This is a genomic window from Thiobacillus denitrificans DSM 12475, from assembly GCF_000376425.1.
GTDB lineage: Bacteria > Pseudomonadota > Gammaproteobacteria > Burkholderiales > Thiobacillaceae > Thiobacillus > Thiobacillus denitrificans.
Map to the genome: position 1 here is coordinate 37,516 of NZ_AQWL01000004.1, position 14,657 is coordinate 52,172.

A 14,657-nucleotide genomic window follows, 5' to 3' on the forward strand; every position below is an offset into this window, starting at 1 on the left:
TTCGATGGAAGCTCGCCAAAACGTGCATTTTGAAGCAAACCCCCCCGATGCGGAAGCTGTCATCCGCGTCGTTCCTCACATGGCCGAACTGCCGGCCGACGCCTGGAACGCCCTGGCCGGCGACTCGCCCTTCGTGCAGCACGCTTTCCTGCATGCGCTGGAGATCACCGGCTGCGTCGGCGCCGACATCGGCTGGGAGCCGGTGCACCTGGCGCTATTCAGGAACGGCCGGCTGGATGCCGCGATGCCGCTCTATGTCAAGCATCACTCGTGGGGCGAATTCGTGTTCGATTGGTCGTGGGCCGATGCCTACCGCCGTCATGGTCTGAACTACTATCCCAAGCTGGTGTGCTGCGCACCCTTCTCGCCAGTACCCGGCCCGCGTCTGCTGGCACGGAATGACGCCGACCGTGCCATGCTGATCCAGGCCGCGCTGAAGCTCACCCGCGATCTGAACTGCTCGTCCTTCCACATCCTGTTCCCCTCCGAGCCCGATCATGCCGCGCTTGAGGCCACCTCCCTCCTGCACCGCAGCGGCTTCCAGTTCCATTGGAACTCATGCCCGCCAGGCTGCAACGCGGGCTACGCCAGCTTCGACGACTTCCTTGCCGCGATGACGCACGACAAGCGCAAGAAAATCCGTCAGGAAAGAAAGAAGCTCGCCTCGCTGGGCGTGCGCTTCCGCTGGGTCGAGGGCACGGAGAGCACCGACGCCGACTGGGACCATTTCTATCGCTGCTACGCCGACACCTACGCCCGTCACCGCAGCGAACCGCATCTCAACCGTGCCTTTTTTGCCGCCCTGCGCAGGACGATGCCGGACAAGCTGCTGCTGATCATCGCGGACAAGGACGGCGAGCCGATCGCCTGCTCGTTCTGTGTGAAAGACGGCACGCGGCTGTACGGCCGCCACTGGGGCACGCTGGAATACGTGCCCGGCCTGCATTTCGAAACCTGCTACCAGCAGGGCATCGAATACGCGATCGTGCACGGCCTGCAGGTGTTCGAAGGGGGGGCGCAGGGCGAGCACAAGCTGTCGCGCGGCCTGGTGCCCACCGCTACCCACTCCTGGCACTGGCTGGAAAACACCGAATTCCGCGAGGCGGTCGACCGTTTCCTGGAACGCGAAACCGACGCCATCACGCATTACATGGATGAACTCGAGGGGCCGTTCCGGCGCGATCCGCCAGGCCCGGCATAAAGACGGATACGCCACACGACAAAACGGCGGGGAAACCCGCCGTTTTCATTACACCAGCACCACGCTCAGGTAGGTCACGTACAGGGCGCCGTTGACGAACAAGTGCCACACGCGCAGCCCGCCGTTCAATGCCGCCCAGCGCAGCCAGAACGCAGCGACCAGGGTGACCAGCACGCCCAGCAGCACCTCCTTCTGCGGCGCCCACGGCGTAAGCGAGATGCCGATGGCGGGCAACAGCGTACCCTGGAACACCATCGCGCCGGTGATGTTGCCGAAGGCGAGCGTGTCCTTGTGCTTGCGGATCCACAGGATCGAGTTGACCTTCTCCGGCAGTTCGGTGGCGATCGGGATGATCATCAGCGACAGCAGCAGCGCGGAGATCCCGATGATGGGCGCGGCTTCTTCCACGCCATGGATGAAGCCCTTGGCGCCGACGACCAGCAGCCCCAGTCCCAGCGCCAGCTGTACCACGATGAACAGCAGGTTCTGCGGCAGGCCGAGGCGGCTCAGCAGCATCGGCGATCCGGCTTCGGTGGCGTGGCCTTCCTCGACCAGCTTGGCCGAGGCCCGCAGCGTCAGCATCACATAGAAGAAATAGATCATCACCATGACGAAGGCGAGCGCGCCGCGCACCCAGCCTTCGCTGTGCGGCACGAACATGGCGACGAAGGCCAGCACGAACGCCATCAGGAAGAAATCCAGATCGCGCTTGAGGCCGGTCCGCTCGGGCGTGAGCCGGCCCAGCAGGCCACGACGCTTCAGTACCGCCACGCTCATCAGGCACAACGACAGCGTCGACAGCATCAGCGGCGCGCCCAGAATGGCGCCGACTCCGATTTCCTCGTTGGTGGTAGCGTTGCCGGTGGTGGCGAAGATCGCCAGCAACGGCACCAGGGTTTCCGGCATGGCGGTGCCGACGGCGGCGAACAGCGAGCCGGTCACGCCTTCCGAGATATTCAGCTTCTCGCCCAGGTGTTCGAGCGCGTTGACAAAGATTTCCGCCGCCACCAGGATGAGCAGCAGATAACCGAGGAGTTCGAGGAACAGCATGAGCGCCAGTCAGGGGGAAAAGTGCGATTCTAGCAGTACCGCGGCCACGGCCCTGCCGGCTTTTTCGCGTCTGGCTGAGGGCGAGTTTCACCGCCGTCTGGCTGCCTCGTCTGGTTTGGGCGTGGTGCTGTTCAGCGCGCCGCACTGCGGTGCATGCCGCGCCTGGAAGACGTTGCTGCCGCAGGCGCTGGCCGACATGGCCGACGCATTCCATGAAGTCGATGTCAGCGAGGCCACCGGGATAGCCCGCTATTTCGACATCTTCCATCTGCCCACGGTGTACCTCTACCGCGACGGGCGGTTTCATGCCGAGCTGCAGTGCGAAGCGCGGCGGGAAGCCATCCGGCAGGCCGTACGCGCACTGCTGGCAGCCCCCGCGCAGAGCGAGCCCTGATCAAACCGCCAGCGCGCGTCCCAGGAATACCGCCGCAATCGTCACCAGCCCCAGGCTGAGATTGATGCCGATCAGCCTGCGGATCTGCCCCAGCGCGGCACCGCCGGCTTTCCAATCCTGCGCCGCGACTGCGCGCCTGAGCCGGCCGTAGGGCGCAAAGAACACGTGAGCGAAGATCGCCATCATCGCTACACCCAGCACCAGCATGGTCAGCATGTAATGCGGCGCCGCGGCGCCGCCGAGCTTCATCAGCATATGCAGGCCGGTTGCCAGAATCAGGGCTACGGCCACCCATACCCAGGGAAAGAACTTGCCGAACACGCCGGCCCACAGTGCCAGGCGCTGCGGCGGTTCGAGCACGCTGGCGGCCACCGGACGCAACGCCATGTAGGCGAAGAACATGCCGCCGACCCAGACGACGACGCTCAGGAGATGCAGGAACAGGGACAGGGTCACGGGATTTCCTTTCCAAACGGGGTGGGGTGATCGAGCACGAGTTTAACCGGGCCGAAGCTTCTGCGATGCTGCGGGCAGGCGCCATGCATCTTCAATGCATCCAGATGCGCGGCGGTGCCGTAGCCCATGTGCCGGGCAAATCCGTAGGCGGGATATTCGTCGTGCAGGCGGCACATGAACTGGTCGCGTACGGTCTTGGCAAGGATCGAGGCGGCGGCAATGGCAGCCACCTTGTCGTCGCCCTTGACCACCGCCTGCGAGCGCCACGCCCAGTTGGGGCAGCGGTTGCCGTCCACCCATACGTCGTCGGGCGTACGCCCCAGCCCGGCGACGGCACGCTGCATCGCCAGCAGGGTAGCCTGCAGGATGTTCAGCTGATCGATTTCGGCGACGCTGGCCTCGGCAACGCACCAGGCGGCGGCGCGCGCACGTATTTCATCGGCCAGACGTTCGCGCACGGCAGCGCCAAGTTTCTTGGAATCGCGCAGGCCATCGATCGGCTGGCCCGGATCGAGCATGACCGCCGCCGCCACCACCGGACCCGCCAGCGGGCCGCGCCCGGCCTCGTCGACGCCGCACAGCCCGAGCGGCCCCAGATGCAATACGACGGGCTGGCGCCGCATCACCCCTTCCTCGCCAGATAGGGCTGAACGGCTTCGGCAATCCGCGCGCTGGCGTCCTGCCGCAGGCTCAGGTGCATGGCGCGGAAAGTGTCGGCGGCGGCGCGCCGGCGCGGCGCATCGTCGAGCCAGGCCAGGGCATCCGCGGCGAGATTGTCCGCGGTGGCGGCTTCCTGTACCCGTTCCGGCACCACGAAATCGCGCGCCAGGATGTTCGGCAGACCGATCCACGGCTGCAGGGCCTTCTTGCGCATCAGATACGCGGTGAGCGCGGGCACGCGGTAAGTGATGACCATCGGCTTTTTGAACAGCGCCGCTTCGAGCGTGGCCGTGCCCGACGCCACCAGCGTCAGGTCACATGCGGCCAGCGCGGTGTGCGACTGGCCGTCCAGAAGATGCAGCGCCAAATCCAGCCCCTGCGCCGCCTGCCGGATCAGCCGTGCGGCCGCCTCGCTGGCGGCGGGCAGCACGAACTGCGCATCCGGATAGTGGCGGCGGATACGCACCGCCGCATCGAGCATCAGTCGCGCGTGACGCATCACTTCGGAGAGCCGGCTGCCGGGCAGCAGCGCGATGACCGGCCCCGGCGCCAGGCCCAGCGTCGCGCGTGCGGCTGCCGTGTCGGGTTCCAGTGGGATCACGTCGGCCAGCGGATGGCCGACGTAGCTGACCGGAATGCCGGCAGCGCGATAAATTTGCTCTTCGAACGGAAACACCACCAGCATGTGCGACACCGCCTGCCTGATGCGGTGGATGCGTTCGGGCCGCCATGCCCAGATCGACGGGCTGACGAAATGCACGGTAGGGATGCCGGCCTGCTTGAGTTTGGCCTCGAGCGTGAAATTGAAATCCGGCGCATCGATGCCGACGAAGACGCGCGGCCGCTGGTGCAGGAAATAGCGGGCGATGCGCGAACGGATCCACAGCAGTTCGGGCAGGTGCCGCAGCACCTCGACGTAGCCGTTGACCGCCAGCTTCTCGCTGGGGTAGATCGCCTCGACCCCAATCGCCTGCAAGCGTGGCCCGGCAATGCCGGCTGCGCGCAGGTCGGGGTAAGCCTGTTGCAGCGCAGCGATGAAATGCGCGCCCAAGAGGTCGCCGGAGGTTTCGCCGGCGACCACTCCCAGATCAATCACCGGATGATGCCGCGCTCGGCGCGTGCCAGAAAATCGAGCAGTTGCTGCACTTCGGCATGGCTCGCCGCTTCGGGCGCAAGTTTGGCCTGCGCTTCGGCCAGCGTGTTGCCTTCGCGATAGAGAATTTTGTAGGCGCGCTTCAATGCCGCCAGCGCGTCGGCGGAAAATCCGCGCCGTTTGAGCCCCTCGCTGTTGAGGCCATGCGGCGCGGCCGGCTGACCCGAAGCCATGACGAAAGGCGGGATGTCCTTGAACACCACGCTGGAAATGCCGGTCATCACGTGGGCACCGACCTTGCAGAACTGGTGCACGCCGGTGAAGCCGCCGAGGATCGCCCAGTCGCCGACTTCGGCGTGTCCCGCCAGCGAGGCATTGTTGGCGAAAATGGTGCGGTCGCCCACCACGCAGTCGTGCGCGATGTGGACATAGGCCATGATCCAGTTGTGGTTGCCGATGGTGGTGACGCTGCGATCCTGCACGGTACCCGTATTGAACGTGCAGAACTCGCGGATCACGTTGTGGTCGCCGATTTCCAGGCGCGTCGGTTCACCAGCGTATTTCTTGTCTTGCGGCGCCTCGCCGAGCGAGACGAAATGGAAGATCTGGTTGCATTCACCGATTCTGGTATGCCCGGTGATCACGGCATGCGCGCCGACCGTGGTGCCGGCGCCGATCTCGACGTGTTCGCCGATGATCGTGTAGGGGCCGATCGCGACGTCGCTGGCGAGCCGGGCGCCTGCTGCGACCAGCGCGGTGGGGTGGATCTTCATCATTTAAGGCTTGTCGCGCAGGGTGGCCATCAGTTCGGCTTCGGCCACCAAGGCACCGTCCACTTCGGCGCGTCCGGTGTATTTCCAGATGCCGCGCATCTCGCGCACGATCTCGGCCTTGAGCACCAGCTGGTCTCCCGGCTTGACCGGCCTCTTGAAGCGCGCGCCGTCAATACCGGCAAAATAGATGATGCCGATTTCTTCCGGCGCGTAGTTCTTGGTCTTGAACGAGAGGATCCCCGCCGCCTGCGCCATCGCTTCCAGGATCAGCACACCCGGCATCACCGGCGCCCCGGGAAAGTGGCCGTTGAAGAACGGCTCGTTGATGGTGACGTTCTTGATTGCGGTGATGGACTTGCCGAGTTCAAGCTCGGTCACCTTGTCGATCAGCAGGAAGGGGTAGCGGTGCGGCAGGTACTGCATCACCTGCTCGATATCCATGATCATGATTTGCCTTCGAGTTCATTGAGTCGTTTTTCAAGCTGTTTGACCCGGTTCACCAGCTTGTCGAGGTTGCGCATGTGGACGGCGTTCTTCTGCCAGACCTCGTGTTCGGAAAACGGCAACGCCGAGGTATAGGTGCCCGCCCGCGGCAGCGATTTGGTGATCAGCGTGTTGGTCGAGATGCGGGTACCGTCGGCAATCTCGATGTGGCCGAAAATCATCGCTGCCCCACCGATCGTGCAATGGCGCCCGATTCTGGTGCTGCCGGCGATCCCGGTGCACGCCGCAATCGCGGTATGCGCGCCGATCGTGACGTTGTGCGCGACCTGGATCAGGTTGTCGAGCTTGACGCCCTCCTCGATCACCGTGTCTTCCAGCGCACCGCGGTCGATGGTGGTGCAGGCGCCGATCTCGACATCGTCGCCGACCAGCACACGACCGATCTGCGGAATTTTCTCCCAGCGCCCTTCGTCGGGCGCAAAGCCGAAGCCATCGGCTCCAACGACGCAGCCCGAATGCAGAATGGCGCGGTCGCCCACTTCGCAACGGTGGTACAGGGTGACGTTGGCGTGCAGCAGGCAATCGGCGCCGATGCGCGCACGATCGCCCACCACGCAGTTGGGGCCGATCACCGAGCGGGCGCCGATGCGCGCACCGCTACCGATGACCGCGCCGGCGGCGATGCTGGCATCGGCGGCAACCTCTGCATCCGGCGCGACCGTCGCCGCAGGATGGATGCCCGCCGGCGGGCGCGGCGGCGGGTTCAGCAAGGCGGAGACGCGCGCGAAATACAGATAGGGATTGGCTGTGAGGATGCGCGGCAGACCGGTGGCATCGCGCGCATCCGCCGGCAGGATCACCGCCCCGGCGCGCGTATCGGCCAGCTGGGACAGGTATTTGCTCTGCGAAACGAAGCCGATTTCGTCTGCCGCGGCCCGGTCCAGCGGCGCGACCTGACGGATCGAAACGTCGCCGTCTCCCACCAGTTCCCCACCAAAATGCGCGACCAGTTCGGCCAGCGTAGATGTCATCGGGTGCTTGTTTTCCGCGGCCAGACTTACTTCCCGCCCAGGGCCTTCATCACCCGGTCGGTGATGTCGCTCTTGGGATCGACAAAGACGGCCTGCTCGACGATAAGGTCGAATTTCTCGGCGCGCGCGATGTCCTGGATCGCCTTGCGTGCGCGTTCCTGAATCTGTCCCAGTTCCTCGTTGCGGCGCAGGTTGAGATCCTCGCGGAATTCCCGGCCCTGGCGCTGCAGATCGCGATTGAGATTACCGAGGTCGCGCTCCTTGGCCTTGCGCTCGCTGTCCGACATGGTCACGCCGTCCTTGTCGAGTTGCGCCTGCAGGTCACGCGCCTGCTTGGCGAGCTTTTGCAATTCCTGGTCGCGCGCGGCGAATTCGCGCTCGAGTTTCTTCTGCGCGGTAACCGACAGCGGCGCCTCGCGCAGCAGCTTTTCGGTGTTGACGAAGCCGATCTTGGTATTGGCCAGGGCGGGGGCGGCCGCACACGCGGACGCCAGGATCAGGGAGACGGCAAGCTGCTTGATTTTCATCATGAATACTCCAGTAACGGTCTACCCTCAGAACGTATTGCCCAAGGTGAATTGAAACATTTCTTCCTTGTCGCCCGACTTGCTGACCAGCGGTTGCGCCAGACTGAATTTAAGCGGACCGAGCGGCGACACCCACAGTACAGCAATGCCCGCCGAATAACGCAGATCATCGAATGCGAAATCCTTGTATCTGCCCTGGTGATCGTTGGGGCCGAAGGTCGCGCCCGCATCGACGAAGGCCGACATGCGCAGCGACTGGTCATCCTTGAGTCCCGGCAGCGGGAAGAAGAGTTCCGCATTGCCGAGGATGCGCTTGTCGCCGCCGAGCGCATCCTCGTTCTGGTCCTGCGGTCCCAGAGTGCCATTTTTGAAGCCACGCACCGAGCTGTTGCCGCCCGCATAGAAGTTCTTGAAGAACGGCAGCGGCTTGCCCGACAGGCCACCGCCGATTCCCACCTCGCCGTTCAGCATCAGGGTGAAGCGCTTGCTCAGCGGCAGGAACTGCTGATGCTGGAACGATAGTTTGTAATACTGCAGGCTGCCAGCCGGGGTGCCGACTTCGGCCGCTACCCGCTGCAGCTGGCCCTTGGTCGGGAACAGGTAACTGTTGCGGGTGTCGCGCGCCCACGAGGTATCGAGACGCAGGGTATCGTTGTCTCTGCCGAACTCCTGCTCGAACAGCTGGTAGATGGTCGGGCTGCTCGGGTTGGTGGTGAGCGAGGTCTGCTCGTAGGTCAGGCCGAAGGAAATGAAGTCGCGTTCGTTGACCGGCAGACCGAAGCGCACACCGGCACCGTAGGTGGAAGTCTTGTAGTCGCCGACATTGTCGAGATCGGTTGCGTCGATGTCGCGCCGGTACAGGTCGTAGCCCAGGCTGATGCCGTCGATGGTGTAGTAGGGGTTGGTGAACGACAGCGAATACACCTTGTTGACGCTACCCGAGTTGATCTGCGCCGACAGCCGGTTGCCAGTGCCGAACACGTTGCTCTGCGACACCGAGCCCGACAGCACCAGTCCTTCGGACGACGAAAAGCCGGCACCCAACATCACGTTGCCGGTAGACTTTTCCGTCACGCCGACGTTGACGTCGACCTGGTCGGTGGTGCCCGCCACGCTCGGCGTTTCGATGTTGACTTCGTTGAAATAGCCAAGGCGATTCAAGCGATCGCGCGAACGGCTGATCTTTTCGGCGTCGTAATACGCGCCTTCCATCTGGCGGATCTCGCGGCGCACCACTTCGTCGCGGGTTTTGGTGTTGCCTGTCACGTTGACGCGGTTCACGTAGACACGGCGACCGGGATCGACGAACAGGGTGAAAGCGACCGTGCTCTTGTCCTTGTCGAGTTCGGGTACCGCGTTGACGTTGGCGAACGCATAGCCGTCGTTGCCGAGGCGGTCGGCGATTTTCTTGGTGGTCTCGGTGAGGCGGTCGCGTTCGAATACCTCACCCGGCTTCACCGTGACGAGTTTTTGCAATTCCGCTTCCGGCACCAGCATCTGCCCCGCCAGCTTGACGTCGGATACCTTGTATTGCGGCCCTTCCGTCACGTTGACGGTGATGTAGATGCCCTGCTTGTCGGGAGAGATCGACACCTGGGTGGAATCGACGTTGAATTCGAGATAGCCGCGGTTGAGGTAGAACGAGCGCAAGGCCTCGATATCGCCGCCCAGCCGCGATTTTGAATACTGGTCGTTCTTGGTGTACCAGGTCAACCAGCCCGGCGTGGTGGAAGTGAACTGATTCAGCAATTCCTTCTCCTTGAACGCCTTGTTGCCGACGATGTTGATCTGTCGAATTCTGGCACTATCGCCTTCCACCACGTCGAACTGCACGGCGACCCGGTTGCGCTCCAGCGGCGTCAGGGTGGACTTGATTTCCACCGCATACCTGCCGCGGTTGAAGTATTGCCGCTGCAGTTCCTGCTCGGCCTTGTCCAGCAGCGCGCGATCGAGCACGCGGCCTTCGGCCAGGCCGGTCTGCTTGAGGCCGTTTTTCAGATCGTCCTCGGAAAACTCCTTGATTCCGTTCAGGGTGATCTTGGCAATCGAAGGGCGCTCTTCAACCGTGACGATCACCACACCGTCGCGCGCTTCCAGCCGTACATCCTTGAAAAATCCGGTGGCATACAGCGCCTTGATCGCCGCCGCCGTCTTCTCGTCCGTCATCACCTCGCCGACCTTGACCGGCAGGTAGCTGAACACCGTACCCGCCTCGGTGCGCTGAATGCCTTCGACCCGGATGTCCTTGACGACGAAAGGCTCGTCGGCGAACACGGGTTGCACGGCAAATAGGGCTGCGAGGGCGAGCGCGAGACGATTCGGGGTCATGGTTGTTTCATCCGCCTAGCAGGCGTTGCAAATCATTGAACAGGGCAAACGACATCAGCAGCAGCAGCAGCGCCATACCGATCCGGCCGCCTATCTCCATGGCGCGTTCGGACACGGGACGGCCGGTAAAAACTTCGACAACATAATACATGAGGTGCCCCCCATCCAGTAACGGCACAGGCAGCAGATTGAGCACCCCCAGACTCACGCTCACCAGCGCCAGAAAACCGACAAAACTGATCCAGCCGAGCGCGGCGCTCTGGCCTGCGTAATCGGCGATGGTCAACGGGCCGGAAAGGTTTTTCCACGACACCTGGCCCAGCACCATGCGTCCCATCATCTCCAGCGTGAACACGCTCATGTCCCAGGTCTTGACAGCGCCCCGCCCCAGCGCTTCGAGCGGTCCATAGCGTACCTCGGTCATCAGCGCGGCCAGCATCGCCTCGTCGACCTGCGGACCTGCGCCGATCTTGCCGATGCGCCGGCCGCCTTCGTCCACCGCGTCGGGATCAAGTTTCAGCGCCTTGCGCTGGCCCTGGCGCTCGTATTCGATATGCAAGGGCGTGGCCGGATGCTGGCGTATCAGCTGCACCCAGCCCTGCCAGTTCGCCACTGCCCTGCCATCGGCGGCGATCAGCCGGTCGCCCGGCTGGAGACCGGCGCGCGCGGCGGCGCCATCGGGCAGCACCTTGCCGATGACCGCGGGGATCTCGGGTTCATAGCGCACGATGCCGAGCGGCCGCAAGGTATCCTGTTCCAGGTTCTCGGTCTGCAGCGGCGGGGCATCGAGCTGCACGCTACGGCCGTCGGCCAGTTCCAGCGCAAGCGCTCCGCCCGCCACCCCCGCGCGCAGCAGATTCAGCCGCAAATCCTGGAACGACGGCGTGTCGGTGCCGTTGACACGGCGGATCTCGTCGCCCGCCACCAAGCCGGCCTGCGCTGCCGGCGTGCCTGCGGGCGGCTCGCCGATCAGCGGCTTCAGCACAGGCAGGCCATGCAGGAACAGCGCCCAGTAGAGCACGGTGGCGAGCAGAAAATTGGCGGCCGGCCCGGCCGCCACGATGCCGATGCGGCGCCACACGGTGGCGCGGTTGAAGCTGCGGTGCGCCACTGCGGCAGGTACGGCACCCTCGCGCTCGTCGAGCATCTTGACGTAGCCACCGAGCGGCAGGGCGGCCAGCGTCCACTCGGTCTGGTCGCGGCCGAAGCGGCGGCTGAGCAGGGGTTTGCCGAAGCCGACCGAAAAACGCAGAACTTTGACTCCCGCCAGCCGTGCCGCGAGGTAGTGGCCAAATTCGTGCACCACCACCAGGATGCCGATGGCGACCAGAAACCAGAGAATGGTGTGCAGCAGGCTCATGCGCGCAGCTGTCCGAGGTACGCGTCGGCCACACGGCGCGCCTGCCGGTCGGCCTCGAGCAGGTCGTCCAGCGTATGCGCCGCCCCGTTCGCCAGCTTGCCCAGCGTATGCGCAATGCTGGCGGCGATGGCGTTGAACGAGGCGGCGCCTTCGAGGAAACGCGCAACCGCGACTTCATTGGCGGCGTTCAGCACCGCCGCCGCGTTGCCACCAGCGACAAGCGCGTCGAACGCCAGTTGCAGGCAGGGGAAGCGCGCGGTATCGGGCGCCTCGAAGCTGAGCTGCCTGCCCATCAGTTGCAGTGCCGACACCCCCGCATCGATGCGCTCGGGAAAACCCAGCGCGTAGGCGATCGGCGTGCGCATGTCCGGCGTACCCATCTGCGCAATCACCGAGCCGTCGGCGTACTCGACCATCGAATGCACGATGCTCTGCGGATGCACCACCACCTTGATCTGCTCGGGGCGCGCGTTGAACAGCCAGCGCGCCTCGATCACCTCAAGCCCCTTGTTCATCAGGCTTGCCGAATCGACTGAGATCTTTTTCCCCATCACCCAGTTGGGGTGCGCCACCGCCTGCGCCGGGGTGGCGGCGGCAATGGCTTCGGCCGACAAGGTGCGGAAGGGGCCGCCGGACGCGGTGAGCCACAGCGCCTTCACTCCGGCCTGCTGGAAATCGCCATCGAAGTCGCGCGGCAGCGCCTGGAAAATGGCGTTGTGCTCGGAGTCGATCGGCAGCAGTTCGGCGCCGCTGGCGGCGATCGCGTCCATGAACAGCTGGCCGGAGACCACCAGGGTCTCCTTGTTGGCCAGCAGAATCCGCTTGCCCGCCCGGGCCGCCGCCAGAGTGGCCGGCAGACCGGCTGCGCCGACGATCGCCGCCATCAGGGTATCGATCTCGGGCGCGGTCGCCACTTCGGTCAATGCCGCGGCGCCCTCGAGTACTTCGACCGCCAGGCATTCCTCGGCAATCCGCGCGCGCAGCTCCGCCGCCGCCGCCGGCTCGCTCATCACCGCAAAGCGCGGACGATGGGTGCGACACTGCTCGACCATGCGTTCGACTTGCGTTGCGCCGGTCAGGGCAAAAATCTCGAATCGCCCGGGGTGACGCGCCACCACATCGAGCGTATTGACGCCGATGGTGCCGGTGGCGCCCAGAATGGTGAGGACGCGCGGCTTCATGCGGTGCGCTCCAGCCAGATCAGGATGCCCGATGCGAGCGGCAGCGTGGAGGTCAGCGCATCGACACGGTCGAGCATCCCGCCATGGCCGGGCAGCAGATCGCCGCTGTCCTTCATCCCGGAGACACGCTTGATCCAGGATTCGAACAGGTCGCCCAGCACCGACAGGTATAGCAGTCCCGCCACCGCGGCGAACAACGGCAGCAGCGGCAGGCCGATGGTGCCGCTCAGTACGCCGGCATACAGCGCCAGCGCGACGAGCGCTCCCGCCACCCCTTCCCAGGTTTTGCCGGGGCTGATGGCGGGGGCGAGTTTATGCCGGCCGAAGCGGCGCCCGGCAAAATAGGCCGCGCTGTCGGCAATCCAGACGATCGCCATCACCGCCAGGAGCACGCCGGGGCCGCGTGTATGCAGATACAGCAGCGCAGCCCAGGTGGGCAACAGCAACACGACGCCGACGGCGGCACGCAGAAACGCCTGTTCGGCATGCCAGCGCCCCAGCAGCCACAATGGGGCGACCCCCAGCCAGAATGCAGCCGCCAGCAGGATGAGGGCATTCTGGAAAATCGGCCATTGCGTACCCAGAACGTAGGGCAGAGCCAGTGCGCACACGGTCAGCAGCGCGGCATAGAGGCGCGCCGGCAAAGCGGGGAAATGGCTCAGGCGCGCCCATTCGTGCGCCGCCACACCGACCACGCCGGCGATCAGGATCGTCCACAACCATGTGGGTGCCCACAGCACTGCCGGCACGAATACCGCCAGCAGGATCGCAGCGGTCAGCACCCGGCTGAGGAGCGGTGTCATCGATGCGGTGCCCGGAAATGATTCATGATGCCGCGCTCACCTGTTCACTGGTGCGACCAAAGCGGCGTTCGCGGGTGCGATAGGAAGCGATTGCCGCATCCAGCGCCACGGCGTCGAAGTCCGGCCACAGCACGTTGGTGAAATGGAGTTCGGTGTAGGCCAGTTGCCACAGCAGGAAATTGCTGATGCGCTGTTCGCCGCCGGTGCGGATGAACAGGTCGGGTTCCGGCAGATCGGCCATGCTGAGTTGTTGCGCCAGCGCGGCTTCGCTCACCGCTTCCGGCGCCACGCTGGAAGCCATCAGCTTCTTGACCGTCTGCACGATGTCCCAGCGTCCGCCGTAATTGGCCGCCACGGTGAAAGTGAGGCGGGCATTGTTGCGCGTCAGCGCTTCGGCATCGCTGACCAGGCTCTGGATGCGCTCGGAAAAGCCCGACAAGTCGCCAATGACGCGAAAGCGGATGTCGTTTTCATGCAGCCGCGCGACTTCATTTTCCAGCGCACGCATGAACAGTTCCATCAGCAGACTGACTTCTTCCTGTGGGCGCCGCCAGTTTTCGGAACTGAAGGCAAACACCGTGAGGTGCGACACGCCGCGTTCGGCGCAGGCGCGGATCACCCCGCGCAACGCCTCGACGCCCTTGCGATGGCCGGCCACGCGCGGCATCAGCCGGCGCTTCGCCCAGCGGCCATTGCCGTCCATGATGATGGCGATGTGCCGCGGCACATCGGCGCTTGCCGGAATCGCTTGCTTGCTGCGGGTAGCCACGCCGGATATGCTCAGACCGCGAGCAGGTCTTTCTCTTTGTCGGCCAGCATCTTGTCGATTTCGCCGATGAACTTGTCGGTCAGCTTCTGCACCTCGTCCTGGGTGCGGCGCTCCTCGTCTTCGGTCGCGGTCTTGGCCTTGACCATGTCCTTCAGCGTGCCGTTGGCGTCGCGGCGAATGTTGCGTACGGCGACGCGTGCGCCTTCGGCTTCGTTGCGCACCACCTTGATCAGGTCGCGACGGCGTTCTTCGGTCAGCGAGGGCATCGGCACGCGGATGATATCGCCGTGTGTCGCCGGATTCAGGCCCAGATCGCCGTCGCGAATCGCTTTCTCGATCTTGCCGACCATGTTCTTTTCGTACGGCTGGACGCCGAGGGTACGGCTGTCGACCAGCGACACGCTGGCCACCTGCGGAACCGGCGTCGGGTTGCCGTAGTAGTCGACCATGACGTGGTCGAGGATACCAGTATGGGCGCGCCCCGTGCGCACCTTGGCCAGGTCGTTTTTCAACGCTTCCAGGGTCTTGCCCATTTTCTGTTCGGCGGATTGCTTGATCTCGACAATGCTGGTTTCAGCCATTTCAAC

The 14,657-nt window shown here is 64.5% G+C and carries 16 protein-coding genes; 2 read left to right on the forward strand and 14 right to left on the reverse strand.

Annotation, left to right across the window (positions count from 1 at the left end; all coding sequences use genetic code 11):
• Nucleotides 1–22: 22 nt before the first annotated feature.
• Nucleotides 23–1,201 (forward strand): GNAT family N-acetyltransferase, encoded by a 1,179-nt coding sequence (locus B059_RS0106980; RefSeq protein WP_026177359.1) that lies wholly within the window; start codon nucleotides 23–25, stop codon nucleotides 1,199–1,201.
• A gap of 48 nt (nucleotides 1,202–1,249) precedes the next feature.
• Here B059_RS0106980 and B059_RS0106985 read toward each other — a convergent pair whose 3' ends face one another.
• Nucleotides 1,250–2,251 (reverse strand): sodium:calcium antiporter, encoded by a 1,002-nt coding sequence (locus B059_RS0106985; protein WP_018077527.1) that lies wholly within the window; start codon nucleotides 2,249–2,251, stop codon nucleotides 1,250–1,252.
• On the opposite strand from B059_RS0106985, the gene B059_RS0106990 reads away from it, so the two are divergent.
• The gene (locus B059_RS0106990; protein ID WP_018077528.1) at nucleotides 2,250–2,645 is read left to right on the forward strand and encodes a thioredoxin family protein; all 396 of its coding nucleotides are present in this window, start codon (nucleotides 2,250–2,252) and stop codon (nucleotides 2,643–2,645) included. The two genes, B059_RS0106985 and B059_RS0106990, sit on opposite strands and share 2 nt — an antisense overlap.
• Here the strand turns inward: B059_RS0106990 and B059_RS0106995 are convergent, their stop codons facing one another.
• From B059_RS0106995 to frr, 13 genes are read right to left on the reverse strand one after another with little or no spacing between them, the layout of a single operon-like run.
• Nucleotides 2,646–3,101 carry a DUF4149 domain-containing protein gene (locus B059_RS0106995; protein ID WP_018077529.1) on the reverse strand — a complete coding sequence of 152 codons (456 nt, stop codon included), beginning with the start codon at nucleotides 3,099–3,101 and terminating at the stop codon, nucleotides 2,646–2,648.
• Nucleotides 3,098–3,724, reverse strand: coding sequence for a ribonuclease HII (gene rnhB / locus B059_RS0107000; protein ID WP_018077530.1), 627 nt, complete (start codon nucleotides 3,722–3,724; stop codon nucleotides 3,098–3,100). Before rnhB ends, B059_RS0106995 begins: the two co-directional genes overlap by 4 nt.
• Entirely contained in the window at nucleotides 3,724–4,857 is a 1,134-nt protein-coding gene (lpxB, locus tag B059_RS0107005; RefSeq protein ID WP_245538744.1) for a lipid-A-disaccharide synthase, read from the reverse strand. The genes rnhB and lpxB overlap by 1 nt, the downstream gene beginning before the upstream one ends.
• Nucleotides 4,854–5,630: an acyl-ACP--UDP-N-acetylglucosamine O-acyltransferase gene (gene lpxA / locus B059_RS0107010; RefSeq protein ID WP_018077532.1), complete on the reverse strand. Its 777-nt coding sequence runs from the start codon at nucleotides 5,628–5,630 to the stop codon at nucleotides 4,854–4,856. The genes lpxB and lpxA overlap by 4 nt, the downstream gene beginning before the upstream one ends.
• Nucleotides 5,631–6,074 (reverse strand): 3-hydroxyacyl-ACP dehydratase FabZ, encoded by a 444-nt coding sequence (gene fabZ / locus B059_RS0107015; protein ID WP_018077533.1) that lies wholly within the window; start codon nucleotides 6,072–6,074, stop codon nucleotides 5,631–5,633. It abuts the gene before it with no gap.
• On the reverse strand, nucleotides 6,071–7,102 hold the full coding sequence (lpxD, locus tag B059_RS0107020) for a UDP-3-O-(3-hydroxymyristoyl)glucosamine N-acyltransferase (RefSeq protein ID WP_018077534.1): 1,032 nt from the start codon (nucleotides 7,100–7,102) through the stop codon (nucleotides 6,071–6,073). The genes fabZ and lpxD overlap by 4 nt, the downstream gene beginning before the upstream one ends.
• Before the next feature lie 26 nt (nucleotides 7,103–7,128).
• The gene (locus B059_RS0107025) at nucleotides 7,129–7,632 is read right to left on the reverse strand and encodes an OmpH/Skp family outer membrane protein (protein ID WP_018077535.1); all 504 of its coding nucleotides are present in this window, start codon (nucleotides 7,630–7,632) and stop codon (nucleotides 7,129–7,131) included.
• Nucleotides 7,633–7,656: 24 nt separating this feature from the next.
• Nucleotides 7,657–9,957: an outer membrane protein assembly factor BamA gene (bamA, locus tag B059_RS0107030; protein WP_018077536.1), complete on the reverse strand. Its 2,301-nt coding sequence runs from the start codon at nucleotides 9,955–9,957 to the stop codon at nucleotides 7,657–7,659.
• Between the two features lie 7 nt (nucleotides 9,958–9,964).
• Complete coding sequence (gene rseP / locus B059_RS0107035; RefSeq protein ID WP_018077537.1) at nucleotides 9,965–11,317, reverse strand: RIP metalloprotease RseP; 1,353 nt, start codon at nucleotides 11,315–11,317, stop codon at nucleotides 9,965–9,967.
• On the reverse strand, nucleotides 11,314–12,498 hold the full coding sequence (gene ispC / locus B059_RS0107040) for a 1-deoxy-D-xylulose-5-phosphate reductoisomerase (RefSeq protein WP_018077538.1): 1,185 nt from the start codon (nucleotides 12,496–12,498) through the stop codon (nucleotides 11,314–11,316). The genes rseP and ispC overlap by 4 nt, the downstream gene beginning before the upstream one ends.
• Nucleotides 12,495–13,301, reverse strand: coding sequence for a phosphatidate cytidylyltransferase (locus B059_RS0107045; RefSeq protein ID WP_018077539.1), 807 nt, complete (start codon nucleotides 13,299–13,301; stop codon nucleotides 12,495–12,497). Before B059_RS0107045 ends, ispC begins: the two co-directional genes overlap by 4 nt.
• 22 nt (nucleotides 13,302–13,323) lie before the next feature.
• A complete protein-coding gene (gene uppS, locus B059_RS0107050; RefSeq protein WP_018077540.1) occupies nucleotides 13,324–14,070 on the reverse strand; it encodes a polyprenyl diphosphate synthase in 747 nt (248 codons plus the stop codon).
• A gap of 11 nt (nucleotides 14,071–14,081) precedes the next feature.
• Nucleotides 14,082–14,651, reverse strand: coding sequence for a ribosome recycling factor (frr, locus tag B059_RS0107055; RefSeq protein ID WP_018077541.1), 570 nt, complete (start codon nucleotides 14,649–14,651; stop codon nucleotides 14,082–14,084).
• Nucleotides 14,652–14,657 lie beyond the last annotated feature (6 nt).

Coding starts and splice junctions, on each gene's coding strand:
- B059_RS0106990 (WP_018077528.1), top strand. CDS start 2,250: ATGAGCGCCAGTCAGGGGGAAAAGTGCGATTCTAGCAGTACCGCGGCC.
- B059_RS0106985 (WP_018077527.1), bottom strand. CDS start 2,251: ATGCTGTTCCTCGAACTCCTCGGTTATCTGCTGCTCATCCTGGTGGCG.
- rnhB (WP_018077530.1), bottom strand. CDS start 3,724: ATGCGGCGCCAGCCCGTCGTATTGCATCTGGGGCCGCTCGGGCTGTGC.
- lpxA (WP_018077532.1), bottom strand. CDS start 5,630: ATGATGAAGATCCACCCCACCGCGCTGGTCGCAGCAGGCGCCCGGCTC.
- fabZ (WP_018077533.1), bottom strand. CDS start 6,074: ATGATCATGGATATCGAGCAGGTGATGCAGTACCTGCCGCACCGCTAC.
- lpxD (WP_018077534.1), bottom strand. CDS start 7,102: ATGACATCTACGCTGGCCGAACTGGTCGCGCATTTTGGTGGGGAACTG.
- B059_RS0107025 (WP_018077535.1), bottom strand. CDS start 7,632: ATGATGAAAATCAAGCAGCTTGCCGTCTCCCTGATCCTGGCGTCCGCG.
- bamA (WP_018077536.1), bottom strand. CDS start 9,957: ATGACCCCGAATCGTCTCGCGCTCGCCCTCGCAGCCCTATTTGCCGTG.
- rseP (WP_018077537.1), bottom strand. CDS start 11,317: ATGAGCCTGCTGCACACCATTCTCTGGTTTCTGGTCGCCATCGGCATC.
- ispC (WP_018077538.1), bottom strand. CDS start 12,498: ATGAAGCCGCGCGTCCTCACCATTCTGGGCGCCACCGGCACCATCGGC.
- B059_RS0107045 (WP_018077539.1), bottom strand. CDS start 13,301: ATGACACCGCTCCTCAGCCGGGTGCTGACCGCTGCGATCCTGCTGGCG.
- frr (WP_018077541.1), bottom strand. CDS start 14,651: ATGGCTGAAACCAGCATTGTCGAGATCAAGCAATCCGCCGAACAGAAA.